Origin of the sequence: Frigoribacterium sp. ME-P-080 (assembly GCF_030209595.1) — a bacterium.
Taxonomy (GTDB): Bacteria; Actinomycetota; Actinomycetes; order Actinomycetales; family Microbacteriaceae; genus Frigoribacterium.
Map to the genome: position 1 here is coordinate 1 of NZ_JARVRR010000002.1, position 15,207 is coordinate 15,207.

Below are 15,207 nucleotides of genomic sequence, written 5' to 3' on the forward strand. Positions count from 1 at the left end.
GCGTGCCGTCGGGGCGGGGGCGGGGGCGGGGGGGGGGGGGGGGGGGCGGCCCCCCCCCCCCCCCCCCCCCCCCCCCCCCGCCGACCGCGCCGGGCCCGGATGCGGGGCCTCGCACGCCCCCCTCACGACTGCAGCGCCTCCGTCGGCGGGATGCGCGCCGCCCGCACGGCCGGCCAGAGCCCGGCCAGAGCCCCGATCACGAGCGTCGCGACGAGCCCGGCGACCAGCACCACGGGCGGTATCGCCGTCGGCCACCCCCGCAGCGCGGCGAACGCCGCGGTCACCGCCGCCCCGAGCAGCACCCCGGCGACCCCGCCGAGCAGCGACAGGACGAGCGCCTCGGCCAGGAACTGCCGACGGATGTGCGACCTCGTCGCCCCGAGCGCCCGCCGCAGCCCGATCTCGCGTCGACGTTCGAGCACCGAGATCACCATCGTGTTCGCCACCCCGATGCCGCCGACCAGCAACGCGACCCCGCCGAGGCCGACCAGCAACCCGGTGAACGCCTGGTCCGCGGCCTGCTGTGCGGCCAGCGCGTCGGACGGCCGCGTCACCTCGACGTCGGACGGGCTCCGCGGCTGGATGGACCGGGCGAGCAGGTCGCGCACCTCCTGCACGTGGGCGGGGTCGGCCCGGACGTGGACCGCCGTCGGGTGGACGGGCGCACCGGCCAGCGCCTCCGCGGCCCGTTCACCGATGAGCGCCGACGAGTCGATCTCGGCCGCCAACGGCACGGGTTCGAGGATGCCCGCCACCACGTACTCGGTGCCGCCGACGATCACGTGGCGCCCCGGCACGGTGATGCCCAACCGGGCCGCCGCCTCGGCCCCGAGCACGACCACGGGGTACCGCGCCATGCCGTCGGTGAGCCAGACGCCCGACGCCACGCGGGCCTCGAGCACCTCCAGCAGCGTCGGCGACGCCGACCGCACCGTGATGCCGTTCGTGTTGCCCGCGGGCACCGCGCTGCTGCGGTAGACGCCGACGTCGGCCACCGTGCCGGTCGTGGCGGCCGACCGGACCCCCTGGGTGTGCCCGGCCGACGCCCCCGCGGTGAGTGGCAGGTCGACCGCCTCGCCGAAGAAGTCCTTCCCCTGCGAGGCCGAGAGCAGGTTCGTGCCGAGCTCGTCCAGGGTCGCCGCGAGCGTCGCCTGGCTCGACGTCGAGATGCCGACCACGGCGATCATGGCCGCGATGCCGATGGCGATGCCGAGCGCCGACAGCACGGCCCTGGTGGGTCGCGACGCCAGCCCGGACACCCCCAGTCGCACGACGTCCGACCAGAGGAGGCGCGAGGGCGTCTCCGAGGCGTTCATGCGGTCACCCCCGCCCGCGTCGCGCTGTCGTGTTCGAGGTGCCCGTCGCGGATGGTCACCCGCCGCGGCAGCCGCCGGGCGAGCTCGACGTCGTGGGTGATGACGACGATCGAGGTGCCCTCGGAGTGCAGCTCGCCGAGGAGCGACACGATGCCCTCGCCGGCCTTCGTGTCGAGGTTGCCGGTGGGCTCGTCGGCGAGCAGCAGCGGCGGGCGGTGCACGACCGCCCGGGCGATGGCGACCCGCTGCCGTTCGCCACCCGAGAGCTGGTTCGGACGGTGCGTCAGTCGGTGGCCCAGCCCGACGCGCTCGAGCGCCTCGCGCGCCCGCGCCCGTCGCTGCCGGATCGGCACCCCCGCGTAGAGCAGGCCGTTCGCGACGTTGTCGGTCGCGCTCACGCCCTCGCTGAGGTGGAACTGCTGGAAGACGAAGCCGATGCGGTGCGCCCGCAGGGCCGACAGCTCGCGGTCGTTCCGGTCCGCCACGTCGACGCCGTCGACGAGCACGGTGCCCGAGGTGGGCCGGTCGAGCGTGCCGAGGACGTTCAACAGAGTCGACTTGCCCGATCCCGACGGGCCGACGATCGCGACGAACTCGCCGCGCTCGACCCGGAGCGACACCGACGACAACGCGGTCGTCGGGGGTCGGCCGTACTCGCGCGTCACGTCACGCAGCTCGATCACGGCGTTCATGCGGGCACCACGACCTCGTCGCCGGCCTCGAGGGCTCCGGACACCTCGACCCGGTCGCCGGCGAACAGGCCGGCCTCCACCGGCACGGCCGTGGTCGTGCCGTCCGGCTGCAGCACCTCGAGGACGAACCCGTCGCCGACGGCCGCACCCAGGGCGAGCACCGGCACGTGCAGCACGTCCTCCTCCACCTCGGAGACGAAGTCGACCTGCACGGACGCCTCGGTCAGGTCGCCGGCCGCCGCCGGGTCGTCGAGCGACACCGTGACGGGGACCGTCGTCGTGCCCGTGGTCTCGTCGGCCACGGCCGCGCCCACGTCGGACACGCGCCCGGGAACGCTGCCGTGGCCGGGCAGGTCGACCGACACGACCCCGTCGACGGCGGCGAGCGGCGACCCGACCGGCAGGTCGACCGACACGACCGCGTCGTCGCGCGCCGTGCCGTAGAGGTCGCCTCCCGAGGCGTCGCCGACGGCCGCCGTCAGGGTGCGGACCGTGAACGATCCCGTCACGAACTGCAGAGTGCCCTGGTCGATCGACCCGGTGCGCTCCTGGCCGGTGTCCTTCTGCCAGGCCGAGACGGCGGTCGCGGTGCGCCGGTCGAACCGGTCGTCCGGCGTGCCCGTGAAGTACCCCCAGGCTCTGAGGTTCTCCTCGACCTGCCGGACGTCCGGGCCCTCGGCCATGCCCTGTCCGAAGGCCCGCCACTGCGGCAGGGCGCCCTCGAACGCGGTGACCGGTTCGTCGTCGACGCGGAAGAGCTCGCTGCGTGCCGCGAGGACGTCGCCGACCTCCGGCAGCGACGTGATCGTGCCGGGTGCGGACCCCGTGATCGTCGGGCCGTCGAGGCGGCTGAGCGTGCCCGCCCTGGTCGTCGTGCCGGTCAGCGTGCCCTGCTCGACGACGGCCGTGGTCGGCCTCGGCGTCGTGCCCGCCGCGGCCTCCGCGTCGTCGTCACCAGACGCTCCGGGGGGCCCGACCATCAACACGGCGGTGACGGCCGTCCCGACGACGGCCACACCGGCGACGGACCACCAGGCGACGGCTCGGCGCGACGGCCTCACCGGGTCACCGTCGTGGGCATGCTGCCGAAGGCGCCGCACTCCTCGAGCACGCCCGCGGGGACGTCGTCCATCGTGGCCGTGCCGCCCGCGCCGTCGAGCTGGTCGGTCACGTCGTATCCCGCCTCACGCACGCACTCGGCCGACTCGCGCAGCCTCGCGTCGAACTCGTCCTGGCTCTTCTTCTCGGACGCGGTCACGGGGCGCTCGCCGAGTTCGTCGGTCGTCGCCTCCGTGCACCGCTCCGACGCGGCCAGCAGGGCGTCCATGTCCACGGCGTCGCCGCGGGAGATCGACACGCCCCCGCCGTCGCCGGAGGGGTCGCCGATGTCGACGCCCTCCTCGCGGAGGCAGTTCGCGTTCGCGAGGTCCCACGCCTGGGCGTCGGCGGCGATCTGCGACTCGGACTTCGTCTCGGCGGTGGCGTCGTCGGCGGCGGTCGAGCAGCCGGCGAGGGCGACGACGAGCAGGGGGAGGGCGGCGAAGAGGGTGCCACGGGTTCTGGGCATGAGGGGACTCCTGGTCTTCCACGGTCACGGGCCGCGACCGGCGGTCGCGGCGTCGCCCTCGTCGGGCGACGGGGTCCAGACCACCGCACGGCTCGTTGCCGGCCCGTAAACGGCGGGCTTTACGTTTCGGTGACATCCGACATGTCACCCTGGAGGAGGGCGTCCGCGTCCCGTCCGTCCCGACCCGAACAGGAGCCACCATGCGCGTACTCGTCGCCGAGGACGAGGTCTACCTCGCCGAGGCCGTCCAGAGCGTCCTCGAGCGCCATGCGATGGCCGTCGACGTCGTGCACGACGGCGACGCCGCCCTCGAGGCGATCGCGCTGAACGACTACGACGTCGTGCTGCTCGACCGCGACCTGCCGGGCACGCACGGCGACGACGTCTGCGCCGCGGTGGCGGCGGCCGGCGACGGTCCGGGCATCGTGATGCTGACCGCGGCCGGGCGCACCCGTGACAAGGTCGACGGTTTCGAGCTCGGTGCCGACGACTACCTCGCCAAGCCGTTCGAGTTCCCCGAGCTGATCGCCCGGATGCGCTCGCTCGCCCGGCGCCCGCGTCGGTCGCGCCCGCCGGTCACGGTCCGGGGCGACCTGCGGTACGACGCGTTCCGCCGCGAGGTCTACCGTGACGGCCGGTACGTGAGGCTCACCCGGAAGGAGTTCGCGGTGCTCGGCGTGCTGCTCGAGGCCGACGGGGGCGTGGTCAGTGCCGAGCGCCTGCTCGAGAAGGCCTGGGACGAGAACGCCGACCCGTTCACCAACTCGGTGCGGGTCACGATCTCGAACCTCCGGCGACGCCTCGGCGAGCCCTGGGTGATCCACACCGTCCCCGGCAGCGGCTACCGCATCGCCGCCGAGGACGCCGAGCACGCCGAGGACGCCGCCGACGGGGTCGACCGGTGACCGTCGAGACCCGGTCCTCGGCCGTAGAGCCCAGGAGGCGCGGGCTGCGTCACCGGGGCAGCGCCCGTCTCCGGCTCACCGCCACCGTCAGCGCGGTGCTGACGGTCGTGGGCCTGTCGATCGTGGCGTCCGTGTTCCTGGTGATGCGCTTCGTCCCGGACTACCGGATCACCGCCCTGCACCCGCCGGGCGCCGGCGCGGGCGACCCCGCATCGCCGACGGCGACGTGGGCGCCGGCGGGCGACGGCGGCGTCGCCACCGCCGGGCCGTCGCCCGTCGCCGAGACCGCCGAGCTGCGCGCGGCGGTCACGATCTCGGGCGAGAACGACCTCCTGCGCGTGCTGCTCACGACGTCGTCGATCGTGTTCGTCGTCGCGCTGGTCGTCGGCGTCTGGTTGAGCTGGGTCGTCGCCGGGCGCCTCCTCCGCCCGGTCGAGCACCTCGCGAGCGCGGCGCGCGAGGCCGAACACGGCGCCGCAGGGTCGTTCCGGCAGCGGCTCGCCGCGCTCGCACCCGGGCGCCCCGACGACGAGTTCGGCCGTCTCGCGACGACGTTCGACGACATGCTCGACCGGCTCGACCGCTCGTACGAGGCCCAACGTCGCTTCGCCGCCAACGCCTCGCACGAGCTCCGCACGCCCCTCGCGACGACGCAGGCGATGCTCGACGCGGCCCTCGCGGCCGGCTCGCCGCCGTCCCTGACGATCCGACGCCTGCGCGAGATGAACACCCGCAGCATCGAGACGGTCGAGGCCCTGCTGACGCTGTCCGACGTGCAGTCCGGTGACGGCGTCGCCGCCGACGCGGTCGACCTCGTCGCCGTGGTCGACGAGGTGGTGGCCGCCTCGGCGTCCGCCGCCGCCCGGGCGCGGGTCGAGGTGCACTGCGTCGCCCGCCCCGCGCAGGTCACGGGCGACCGGGCCCTGCTCTCGGTGCTCGTCGGCAACCTCGTCCGCAACGGCATCGGCCACAACGAACCCGGCGGCCGGCTCGACGTGACGGTCGGCACCGACGGCTCGGGGGCGCCGACCCTGATCGTGTCCAACGGCGGGGCCGTGCTCGACCCGGCCGAGGTCGGGCGACTGACCGAGCCGTTCCACCGGCCGGCGGGTCGGGTCGCCGGCTCCCACGGACTCGGCCTGGCCCTGGTCGCGGCCGTCGCCGAGACGCACGGGGCGACGCTGACCCTCGACGCGCCTCCTTCGGGCGGTCTGGTCGTGCGCGTGGTGTTCGCCGCGCCCGCGACCGGCCGGTGAACCGGCCCGGCGGGCACGCCGTCGCGTCGGTCCGGCCCCTGCGGGGGACACCGCGGTCGGCCAGCCAGCCGACTGTGCGACCGGCTCGTCGCTCCTAGGCTCGGAACGTGCCCGCGAGGCGGGCCGACCGGCCAGGGGCGCCGGCGCCGCGACCGGGGGTGGGACGTTGACCGAGCAGGGTGGCGTCCCCGCGGACCGCCCGACGACGGGCGGCGCCGCGACGGGCCGCCCGACCACGATCATGCGTCCGGGTCAGCCCCTCGGGTTGCGGCTCGACGCCCGGCACGACGAGTTCAGCGACCTGCTGCTCGACTGCTCGCTCGAGGACGTCGGGGCGACCGGCCGGTCGTGGCTGCGCGACCGGTACGCCGAGATCGTGCCGATCGTGCTCGGTCCGGCCCTCGCCGCGGTCGAGCACGGTCGTCCGGTGTCGGCCTCGTGCCTCGACGAGCTGCGTGCCGTCGCCCGCCGCAGTGCGGCCTGCCCCGACGTCGACCTGGCCGTCGTCCTGCGGGGCGCCCTGCCCGCGCTGCGCATCTTCTCGCTCGTCATGCACTCGGCATCGGGCGGGCAGGCCGGGGCGCTCGTCCTCGCGATGGCGCGCGCCTCGCAGGTCGCCCACGAACTCGGGACCTGCTGGGCCGAGGAGTGGGCGCGGCACCGGCCCCGTCTCGTCGCCGCCCCGCCGGGCGGGGGACCAGGAGGCGCGGGCGGCCCCCAGCCACCCCCTGCGGCCCCGGGGCCCGACGTCGTGCTCGACCTCGTGGCCGACGCCCCCGACCTCGACGACGTCGAGCGGCAGATGCTCACGCTCACCGCCTACGGCCTCTCGAACGCCGAGATCGCCCGCGAGACGGCCTACAGCCGCCAGGCCGTGGCCTGGCACCTGGCCCGTCTGATGCGGACGTGGAGCGCCCCGAACCGGACGGCGCTCGTCTCGGTCGCGTTCGTCAAGGGCGTCATCCGGTCGCGCATCGTGCGGCGGGGGCGCCGTCGGGACGGCCAGGCGGCGGTCGAGGCGCCGAACCGACCCGCGCCTCCTGCCCTGCCGCCGGCCTGACGGCGCACGCGGAACCGCCCCGGCGTCCGGTGAGGACGTCGGGGCGGTTCCGCGGTGCCGCGGCGGGGTCAGCCGCCGTTGATGCTGATGACGTTGTCGGTCTTGACGTTGTTGCCGAGCACGCCCCAGTTCAGGTAGCCGCCGTCACCGTTGTTGGTGACCTTGCCGGGGCCGTCGAACCAGTAGATGACGTAGCTTCCACCCTTGATGTCGATCGGCTGGGCGTCGGCGATCGAGCCCTCGACGGTGATGTCCTGGTTCTTGTTCACGACCGCGACCGTGAGCCGGTCGGGGTTGCCGGCGTTGTAGTAGCCGACGTCCAGGGCGGCCAGCACGGCGCCCGACCGGTCGCCCTGGTCGTTGACGGCGGCGCTGATCGCGCTGACGATCGCCAACGGGTCGAGGGTGACGCTGCCCGTGATCGGGCTGCCGGTGCTGGACTCCGGCGAGGCGGGGGCGGTGGTCGCCGCCTGTGCGGGAGCGGCGGCGAATCCGCTCAGCCCCGTGACGGCGACGCCGCTCACGGCGACGGCGGCGATGATCGTGGCGGTCTTCGACTTCAGCTTGCTCATGGTTCGTCCTCTTTCGTTGTCGTAGGAGTTCGAGTTGCGGTGCTTCGTGTTGTCGAGTGGAACTGCCTTGCGAGAACGATCCTGTGGCCACAGGCGGCGCGATGCACGCGATCACGGTCGACGTTGGTCGGGTGACCAACGATGGGCCCCGGTGGCGCGTCACCGGAGTACGACGCCGGCTCGTCGGGCCCGCGCGACCTGCTCAGAGGCTGCCCTCGGACACCACCCACTGCTACTGGAGGCGATGGAGGCGTCCCTCCACGGGCGCACGCCTTCGGGCACGCTCGGCGCCCTTCTGTGGAGGAGGCGATGGACGGGCGGTGACGCGTCAGTCCGACCGCGCCGCGACGCCGTCGAACAGCAGGTCCACCGTGGCCTGGAGCGCGGCCGGCCCGGGATCGCGGCGCGTCACGACGTGCAGCAGCACGGTGCCGATCAGCGACTCGACGAGGGCCTCGAGGGGGGCGCCGTCCCGGATCTGCCGCGCGCGCCTCCCGGACTCGAGGCGGGCGAGCAGTGCCGCCCGCGTGACCGAGGTGACACGCTCCTCATAGTGCTCGGCGACGGCGGCGTCCTCGGCGGTCGCCGCGATGGACGCGCGGATCAGCCCGCCCGCCGCGGGCGAGGCGAAGGTCGAGAAGGAGGCGCGGAGCCAGTCGAGCACGTCCCGACGGACGTCGCCCGTGTCGGCCACCTCGAGGTGGGGCAGCAGGTGTCCCGTGAGCATCCCCTCGGCCACCAGCGCCGCCTTCGCCGGGTACCAGCGGTAGATCGTCGCCTTGCCGACCCCCGCCGCCGCGGCGATGCGGTCGAGCGAGAGCTTGTCGTAGCCGCGCTCGGCCAGCTCGTCGCGGGTCGCGTCGAGGATCGCGAGGCGGGCGGCCTCGCTGCGGGCGCGGCCGGGGCGTGCGGTGGTCACCGGTCCATCCTCCCGCACGCCCGCCGCGGCCCCACCCCTCCTACTGGACCGACCAGCCGCCGTCGCTCGCGAGGATCGCGCCGTTGACGTTCACCGCGTCGTCGCTCAGCAGGAACGTGATCGACGCCGCGAGCTCCTCGGCCGTCGCGATCGTCGGGATCGCCGCCTGGAACGGACGGAGCCGCGCCGACCCCGCCTCGGACACGTTCGCCGGGAACGGGATGCCCGTCGCCACGCCGCCTGGTGCCACCGCGTTGACCCGGATGCCCTGCTTCGCGTACATGAAGGCCGCCGACTTGGTCAGGCCGACGACGCCGTGCTTCGACACCGTGTACGCGTTGCCCGACGCGTTGCCGCGCAGTCCCGCCTCCGAGGCCACGTTGACGACCGAGCCGCGCCCGGCCCCGAGCATCACGGGGATCACGGCGCGCGACAGCTTGAACCCGCCGGTGAGGTTGATGCCGATCACGCGGTCCCACATGGCGTCGCTCGTCTCGTGCAGGGGCGAGAAGTCGTCGTTGATGCCGGCGATGTTGGCCAGGGCGTCGATGCGGTCGCCGGCCGCCGCGACGATCGCGTCGATGTCGTCCTGCTTCGTGATGTCGCCGGCCACGGTGACCACGTCGGCGTCGGGCAGGGAGGTGACCAGTGCCTCCAGCTTGTCGGCGAAGAGGTCGACGGCGACGACGCGACCGCCCTCACGTGCCACCCGTGATGCCGTCGCCCGGCCGATGCCGGATGCCGCTCCCGTGACGATCACGGTCTTGCCGGCGAAGCGGCCGGGGGTGACGGTCTCGCGCCACGGACCGTCGGTCTCGACCGCTTCGTCGGGCACGACGCCGCCGTTGACCTGCAGCACCAGGCCGTCGACCAGCTCCTGCGGCACCTGCCCCTGGCTCATCGCGACCAGCTGCTGCAGCGGCAGGCCGCGGACCGGGGCCAGCGCGCCCTCGTCGAACGCGCCTCCCTGCCCGAGGGCGGCACGGAGCGCCGGCCCGCCCTCGGGGTGGTCGAGCCAGGTGCCGATGGTGCGGGAGCCGGTCAGGGGGGCGGTGGCGTCGGACATGTCGTCTCTTCTCTGAGGAGGGTCGGGTCACGGCGCGGAGACCACGCCATGAATCGAGACACTTCGTCTCGTAATGCGACGCTACCGCGGGCGGAGGCCCGCGCGGCTGTACGCCTGCCGAGAGAACGCCGACCGCCGACCCGGCCCCGGCGCATCCCGCCTAGCGTCCCCTGCATGACCGTCACCCTGCCTCCCGCCGCCCGCCTCGACGACCGGACCGTGGTCGTCACCGGAGCCAGCTCGGGCATCGGCCGCGCCGCCGCCCGCGAGCTCGCCCGCCTCGGAGCCACCGTCGCCGTCGTCGGCCGCAACCCCGACCGCACCCGCACCGTCGCGCACGAGATCGGAGGCACCGCCTACCTCGCCGACTTCTCCGACCTGTCGACCGTCCGTGACCTGGCCGAGCAGCTGCTCGCCGAGCTGCCGCGCATCCACGTCCTGGCGAACAACGCCGGCGCCACGATCCCCGAGCGCTCGCTGACCGTCGACGGCCACGAGACGACGTTCCAGGGCAACCACCTCGCTCCGTTCCTCCTGACCGCGTTGCTGACGCCGCGCCTCCTCGAGACGGCGAAGGAGGCGCCGGCCGGGTCGGTCCGCATCGTCCAGACCTCGAGTGCCGGCAACCTCTTCGGCAAGGTCGACCTCGACGACCTCGACAACGCACGGGGTGCGTGGGCCGGCGGCTTCCGCGCCTACGGCACCTCGAAGCTGCTCAACGTGCTGTTCACCCGTGAGCTGGCCCGACGCCTTCCCCGCGCCGGCGGCGGGGTCGACGCGTTCGCGTTCCACCCCGGGTTCGTCGCCTCGGGCTTCGGTGGCGACGGCGCGTTCATGACCGCGGCCAAGCGCCTGGCCGTCTCGACCGAGGACGGAGCCGAGCCGCTGATCCGCCTCGCGGGGGCGGCGACCGTGCCCGCGCCGAGCGGCAACTACTTCGACCGCCTCAAGGCCCCCGGTCGCGTGGCCCGTCAGGCGGCCGACGCCGACCTCGCCCGACGCCTGTGGGACGAGAGCGCCCGTCTGCTCGACCTCGACGAGACGATCTAGCGCGGCCCCGGCGGCGCCCGACCGGACGCCCCGGCCTCGACGGGCCGGTCGAGTGGGCAGAAGACGTCCTTCCGCCGCAGGGGACGAACATCTTCTGCCCACTCGATCGCATCGACGAGAAAGTACTTGCTTATCGGGAAAGTACTTTCTAGAGTGGGAGTCCTACGAGAGGACGACCACCATGACCGCTGACATCACCGGCACGACCGGCACCCCCGACTCCGCCGAGGCCCGGCGCCTGCTCGACCGGGCGGACGCCGTGGGCCGCAGCGCGACGTCGGCGGCGAGCTGGCCCGCCGTCGCCTTCCTGCTCGGCCTGGGTGCCGCCGCGTCGATGGGCACCCTCGCCATGGGGCTCACGACGGGCGCCGCCTACTTCGTCGCGATGGGTGGCCTGCTCGTCTGGATCGCCGTCCTGGTCGTGGCGTTCGTCCTGCTGAGGAGGTCGGCCCGCGTCGGCTTCGGCCGACGCTGGATGGCCTACCTGGCCGCGTTCTTCGCCTGCTACGTCGGGGCCATGCTCGTCGTCGGCTTCTCGCAGGGCCAGGACGTCGTCGGCAGTGCCGTCATGGCGGCGGTCCTGCTCGCGGTGTCGGTCGCCTGCGCGGCCGTCGAGGTGCGCGAGGCGCGACGATGACCGCGCGACCGCACCCGCGCCTCCGGCTGTCCGAGTTGTTGCACCAGCCCGTCCGTTTCTCGATGATGGCGGCGCTCGCCGCGGCCGAGGGTCTCGACTTCCGCGACCTGCGCGACGCCGTGCAGGTGACCGACTCGACGCTGAGCAAGCAGGTCAGCGCCCTCGAGGCCGCGGGCTACGTCGCCGTGACGAAGGGGTTCGTCGGCAAGCGGCCCCGGACGAGCCTCAAGGCGACGCCGGCTGGGCGCGAGGCCTGGGCCGCGCATCTCGCCACCCTCCGCGAGATCGCCGCGGACTAGCCGCCGGGGCAGGGGCGTCCCGTGGCCGTGCGCCGGGGGCGCCCCTGCTCGTCCGGTCGGCCGGACGGGGAGGCGCGGGGCGGCGGGGTACGGCGGCCGCGTCCCGGCCGCGCAAGTCCCAGCGACTCCCCAGCCGCTGTGGGTGCACCGAGTGCGTCGCTGCACTTAGTGTAGGCAGGTGACCGTCAAGACCCTGGTGCCCGACCGCCGTGCCGCCCTCAAGGCGAAGCACCGCCAGGCGATCCTCGACGCCGCCGACGCGCTCATCGCCGAGCGCGGGGCGCCCCGCTTCAGCGTCGACGAGCTCGCCGAGCGTGCCGACGTCTCGCGCCGCACGGTCTTCAACCACTTCTCGTCGCTCGACGAGGTCGTCATGACGGCCTGCACCCGCGTGCTCACCGGTGCCGTCGACGAGTTCCGGGCCGCGACCGCCGCGACGCCCGTCGGCGACGGCAGCCGCGCCTCCCTGTTCGCCGAGATCATCCAGGCCATGCAGGGCATCGACCTGCCGGCCGTCGTCTCGTACCTCTGGGGCGTCCTCGGCGACGACGGCGGCGACCCGCGGTCGCACAGCCTGATCCAGGACGTCTTCACCCGCGTCACCGAGCAGCTCTCGATCGAGATGGCCGAGCGCAGCCCGGCCACCGACCCGCTCGAGGCCGAGGTGCTCGTCAGCTCGCTGATGAACGGCATCGCCGTCGTCGCGCGCCACTGGATCACGCGGACCGGCGCCGTGGTCGACGCGGACAGCCGCGACGTCTGGGCCGATCTGCTCGACCGGGTGACGACGAGCATCCGCGCCGGCTACGGGGCGCCGCCGGCGGGCGCCCGGACGCCCGCGGTCGATGCGGCGCCCTCGGCCGCCGAGACCCCCGCGGCCGGCCCGATGGAGCCCGACCCGACCACCCCCTGACCCGTCGGCCGGCACGCCCGGCCGACCCGCACCTCCTTCTCGACGACGCGACGTGAGGCCCACCCCCGCAACCCGCATCACCCCGCACCACCCCTGGAGGAACAGACACCCATGGCATCCCTGCTCTATCGACTCGGCCGGTTCTCGGCCCGGCGGGCCTGGCTCGTCATCGTGGCCTGGCTGGTCGTGCTCGGCCTCGCCGGCGGCGCCTTCGCGCTGTTCGGCGGCACGCTGACCACCGCCGTCAGCATCCCCGGCACGGCGACCCAGAAGGTCAGCGACGAACTCGCCGAGAAGTTCCCCCAGGCGAGCGGCGGCACCGGCACGGTGGTCTTCACGACCACCGACGACTCGGCCTTCACCGACCAGCAGAAGTCCGACATCGCGGCCCTGCTGACCGACGCGAAGGACCTGGACGACGTCAAGGGCACCACCGACCCCTTCGCGACCCAGCAGCAGATCGACGACCAGGCCCAGAAGATCACGGACGGCCGCGCGCAGATCACCGCGGGCGAGGCCCAGATCACCTCGGGTCAGGCCCAGATCGACGCCGCGAAGGCTCAGATCACCGCCGGTCAGCAGCAGCTCGACGCCGCCAAGGCCCAGGCGCAGGCCGCCGGTGGGGCCGCCCTCGCCGCCGCCACGCCGCAGCTCGAGGCCCAGCAGGCCCAGCTCGACGCGGGCACGCAGCAGATCGCCACGCAGCAGTCCACCCTCGACGCGAGCAAGACCGAGCTCGAGACCCAGAGCGCCACGCTCGAGCAGGGCGCCTCACTGCTCGAACTGACCGACGGCATCCGCCAGGTGTCGACCGACGGCACCACGGCCGTGGCCAGCATCCAGTTCGACAAGGCCCTCAACCTCGTCACCAGCGAGAACAAGGAGGCCGTCGTCGAGGCGATGAACGACGCCGACATCGACGGCGTCGAGGTCGAGGTGTCGAACGACATCGCGGCCAGCATCCCCGAGATCCTCGGCCCGGGCGAGGTGGCCGGCGTGGTCATCGCGGCCATCGTGCTGTTCGTCATGCTGGGCACGCTCATCGGTGCCGGCCTGCCCCTCGTCAACGCCCTGATCGGCGTCGGCGTCGGCGTGCTCGCCTCGCTGTCGCTCTCTGGTGCCGTCGAGATGCTGTCGGTCACGCCCGTGCTGGGCGTGATGCTCGGCCTCGCGGTCGGCATCGACTACTCGCTGTTCATCCTCAACCGCCACCGCACCCAGCTGAAAGAAGGGGTGCCGCTGCACGAGTCGATCGGCCTGGCCAACGGCACGTCGGGCAACGCGGTCGTCTTCGCCGGCTCGACCGTGCTGATCGCCCTGCTCGCACTGAACCTGACCGGCATCCCCTTCCTCGGCCTGATGGGCACCGTCGGCGCCGTCTGCGTGTTCGTGGCGATCCTGATCGCCATCACGCTCACCCCGGCGCTGCTGCGCCTCGTCGGCCTGCGCATCCTCACCAAGAAGGCCCGGAAGAACGTCGGCAACACGGGCGCCGTCCGCGTGCCGACCAAGCCGATGAGCACCACCCGTGCCGTGCTGACCCTCGTGGCCGGCGTCGCCGTGCTGCTGATCGTCGCCATCCCCGCGCTCTCGATGCGCCTCGGCCTGCCCGCCGGGTCGTCCGAGCCGGTCGACTCGAGCGCCTACAAGGCCTACAAGCTGATCGACGAGAAGTTCGGCGCCGGCGTCAACGGCCCCCTGGTCGTCGTGGCCGACCTGCCGACCGCGATCTCGGACGACGACCTCGTCTCGGAGCAGGTGCGCATCGGCACGATCCTCAAGGACCAGGACGACGTCGCCGCGGTCGCCCCCATCGGCGCCTCGGACGACGACACCCTGCTGGCGTTCCAGGTCGTGCCGAAGGGCGGTCCGACCGCCGAGTCGACCGAGCAGCTCGTCCGCGACCTGCGTGGCCTCGACATCGACGACGTCTCGTCGCTCGGCGTGGCCGGCAACGCCTCGGGCAACATCGACGTCAGCGAGAAGCTGGCCGGTGCCCTGCCGCTCTACCTGCTCGTCGTGGTCGGGCTGTCGTTGATCATCCTGATCTTCGTGTTCCGCTCGATCCTCGTGCCGATCACCGCCACCATCGGCTTCGTGCTGTCGCTGTTCGCCGCGTTCGGCGGCGTCACCGCGGTGTTCCAGTGGGGCTGGCTCGGTCCGGTCTTCGGCGTGCACGACCCGGGGCCGATCCTGAGCTTCCTGCCGATCCTGATGGTCGGCGTGCTGTTCGGGCTCGCGATGGACTACCAGCTGTTCCTGGTCAGCGGCATGCGCGAGGCGTACGCCCACGGCTCGCCGGCCCGCCTGGCCGTGCAGCGCGGCGTCCACGCCGGTCGCACGGTGGTCACGGCAGCGGCGCTGATCATGACGGCGGTCTTCTCGGGCTTCGTGTTCTCGAACTCGGTGATGATCCAGTCGATCGGCCTGGGCCTCGCCCTCGGCGTGCTGGTCGACGCGTTCGTCGTGCGCCTGCTGCTCATCCCGGCCGTGATGCACCTGCTCGGCGACGCCGCGTGGTGGCTGCCGAAGTGGCTCGACCGCATCCTGCCCGACGTCGACGTCGAGGGCGCCTCCCTTGAGCGGTCGCGGCCGCACGCCTCGGCCGGCGACGCGTCGGGCTCGGGTTCGGGTTCGGCCGCGGGCTCGGGCTCGGGCTCGGGTTCCGGTGACGGGCACGTCTCGCACGTCGACCCGACCGCTCCCGTGGACGCCGTCCCCGACGGCAGCGACCCCGACCACCACGGGCGCCACGCGGGCTGACCCCGCACGTCGCACCGCCGACTGGACGTCGCACCGCCGAACTCGGCGGTGCGACGTCCATTTCGTGGTGCGTTGTGGCTGTGGCCGTGGCTGTGGCCGTGGCTGTGGCTGTGGCCGTGACTGTGGCCGTCGCCGGCCTCGGGGACGCGACCCGCGCCTCCTGGTCGGGACGCACCATCGTCGCGTCGTCGA

The 15,207-nt window shown here is 73.7% G+C and carries 15 protein-coding genes; 8 read left to right on the forward strand and 7 right to left on the reverse strand.

The genetic code is table 11. The features are described from left to right. Positions 1 to 122: 122 nt before the first annotated feature. The 4 genes from QRN23_RS01500 to QRN23_RS01515 are packed head-to-tail and all read right to left on the reverse strand — an operon-like array spanning position 123 to position 3,575. Positions 123 to 1,316, reverse strand: a complete 1,194-nt coding sequence (locus QRN23_RS01500; RefSeq protein ID WP_285062206.1) for an ABC transporter permease — start codon at positions 1,314 to 1,316, stop codon at positions 123 to 125. Next, a complete protein-coding gene (locus QRN23_RS01505) occupies positions 1,313 to 2,008 on the reverse strand; it encodes an ABC transporter ATP-binding protein (protein ID WP_056043927.1) in 696 nt (231 codons plus the stop codon). The genes QRN23_RS01500 and QRN23_RS01505 overlap by 4 nt, the downstream gene beginning before the upstream one ends. Beyond that, positions 2,005 to 3,069: a peptidoglycan-binding domain-containing protein gene (locus QRN23_RS01510; protein WP_056043925.1), complete on the reverse strand. Its 1,065-nt coding sequence runs from the start codon at positions 3,067 to 3,069 to the stop codon at positions 2,005 to 2,007. The genes QRN23_RS01505 and QRN23_RS01510 overlap by 4 nt, the downstream gene beginning before the upstream one ends. Next, positions 3,066 to 3,575, reverse strand: coding sequence for a hypothetical protein (locus tag QRN23_RS01515; RefSeq protein ID WP_056043921.1), 510 nt, complete (start codon positions 3,573 to 3,575; stop codon positions 3,066 to 3,068). Before QRN23_RS01515 ends, QRN23_RS01510 begins: the two co-directional genes overlap by 4 nt. A 200-nt stretch (positions 3,576 to 3,775) precedes the next feature. Between QRN23_RS01515 and QRN23_RS01520 the strand changes: the two genes are divergently transcribed. The 3 genes from QRN23_RS01520 to QRN23_RS01530 all read left to right on the forward strand — a co-directional run bounded on the left by QRN23_RS01520 (position 3,776) and on the right by QRN23_RS01530 (position 6,796). Continuing rightward, entirely contained in the window at positions 3,776 to 4,480 is a 705-nt protein-coding gene (locus tag QRN23_RS01520) for a response regulator transcription factor (protein WP_285062209.1), read from the forward strand. Next, positions 4,477 to 5,736, forward strand: coding sequence for a sensor histidine kinase (locus QRN23_RS01525; protein WP_056043915.1), 1,260 nt, complete (start codon positions 4,477 to 4,479; stop codon positions 5,734 to 5,736). The genes QRN23_RS01520 and QRN23_RS01525 overlap by 4 nt, the downstream gene beginning before the upstream one ends. 166 nt (positions 5,737 to 5,902) lie before the next feature. Next, entirely contained in the window at positions 5,903 to 6,796 is an 894-nt protein-coding gene (locus tag QRN23_RS01530) for a helix-turn-helix transcriptional regulator (protein WP_056043912.1), read from the forward strand. A 68-nt stretch (positions 6,797 to 6,864) separates the two neighbouring features. On the opposite strand, the gene QRN23_RS01535 is transcribed toward QRN23_RS01530, so the two are convergent. The 3 genes from QRN23_RS01535 to QRN23_RS01545 all read right to left on the reverse strand — a co-directional run bounded on the left by QRN23_RS01535 (position 6,865) and on the right by QRN23_RS01545 (position 9,353). Continuing rightward, positions 6,865 to 7,368, reverse strand: coding sequence for a hypothetical protein (locus tag QRN23_RS01535; protein WP_056043909.1), 504 nt, complete (start codon positions 7,366 to 7,368; stop codon positions 6,865 to 6,867). Between the two features lie 328 nt (positions 7,369 to 7,696). Further along, complete coding sequence (locus tag QRN23_RS01540; protein WP_123571386.1) at positions 7,697 to 8,287, reverse strand: TetR/AcrR family transcriptional regulator; 591 nt, start codon at positions 8,285 to 8,287, stop codon at positions 7,697 to 7,699. Positions 8,288 to 8,327: 40 nt separating this feature from the next. Continuing rightward, entirely contained in the window at positions 8,328 to 9,353 is a 1,026-nt protein-coding gene (locus QRN23_RS01545; RefSeq protein WP_285062212.1) for an SDR family NAD(P)-dependent oxidoreductase, read from the reverse strand. 174 nt (positions 9,354 to 9,527) lie between these two features. Here QRN23_RS01545 and QRN23_RS01550 point away from each other — a divergent pair, with 174 nt between their 5' ends. The 5 genes from QRN23_RS01550 to QRN23_RS01570 all read left to right on the forward strand — a co-directional run bounded on the left by QRN23_RS01550 (position 9,528) and on the right by QRN23_RS01570 (position 15,015). Further along, positions 9,528 to 10,403 carry an SDR family NAD(P)-dependent oxidoreductase gene (locus QRN23_RS01550; protein WP_173153703.1) on the forward strand — a complete coding sequence of 292 codons (876 nt, stop codon included), beginning with the start codon at positions 9,528 to 9,530 and terminating at the stop codon, positions 10,401 to 10,403. A gap of 181 nt (positions 10,404 to 10,584) precedes the next feature. Continuing rightward, on the forward strand, positions 10,585 to 11,040 hold the full coding sequence (locus QRN23_RS01555) for a chemotaxis protein CheY (RefSeq protein WP_200413142.1): 456 nt from the start codon (positions 10,585 to 10,587) through the stop codon (positions 11,038 to 11,040). Continuing rightward, entirely contained in the window at positions 11,037 to 11,339 is a 303-nt protein-coding gene (locus QRN23_RS01560; protein WP_056043893.1) for a winged helix-turn-helix domain-containing protein, read from the forward strand. Before QRN23_RS01555 ends, QRN23_RS01560 begins: the two co-directional genes overlap by 4 nt. A gap of 178 nt (positions 11,340 to 11,517) precedes the next feature. Next, positions 11,518 to 12,252 (forward strand): TetR/AcrR family transcriptional regulator, encoded by a 735-nt coding sequence (locus QRN23_RS01565; RefSeq protein ID WP_285062216.1) that lies wholly within the window; start codon positions 11,518 to 11,520, stop codon positions 12,250 to 12,252. A 111-nt stretch (positions 12,253 to 12,363) separates the two neighbouring features. Next, complete coding sequence (locus QRN23_RS01570; RefSeq protein WP_285062218.1) at positions 12,364 to 15,015, forward strand: MMPL family transporter; 2,652 nt, start codon at positions 12,364 to 12,366, stop codon at positions 15,013 to 15,015. The last annotated feature ends 192 nt before the right edge of the window (positions 15,016 to 15,207 follow it).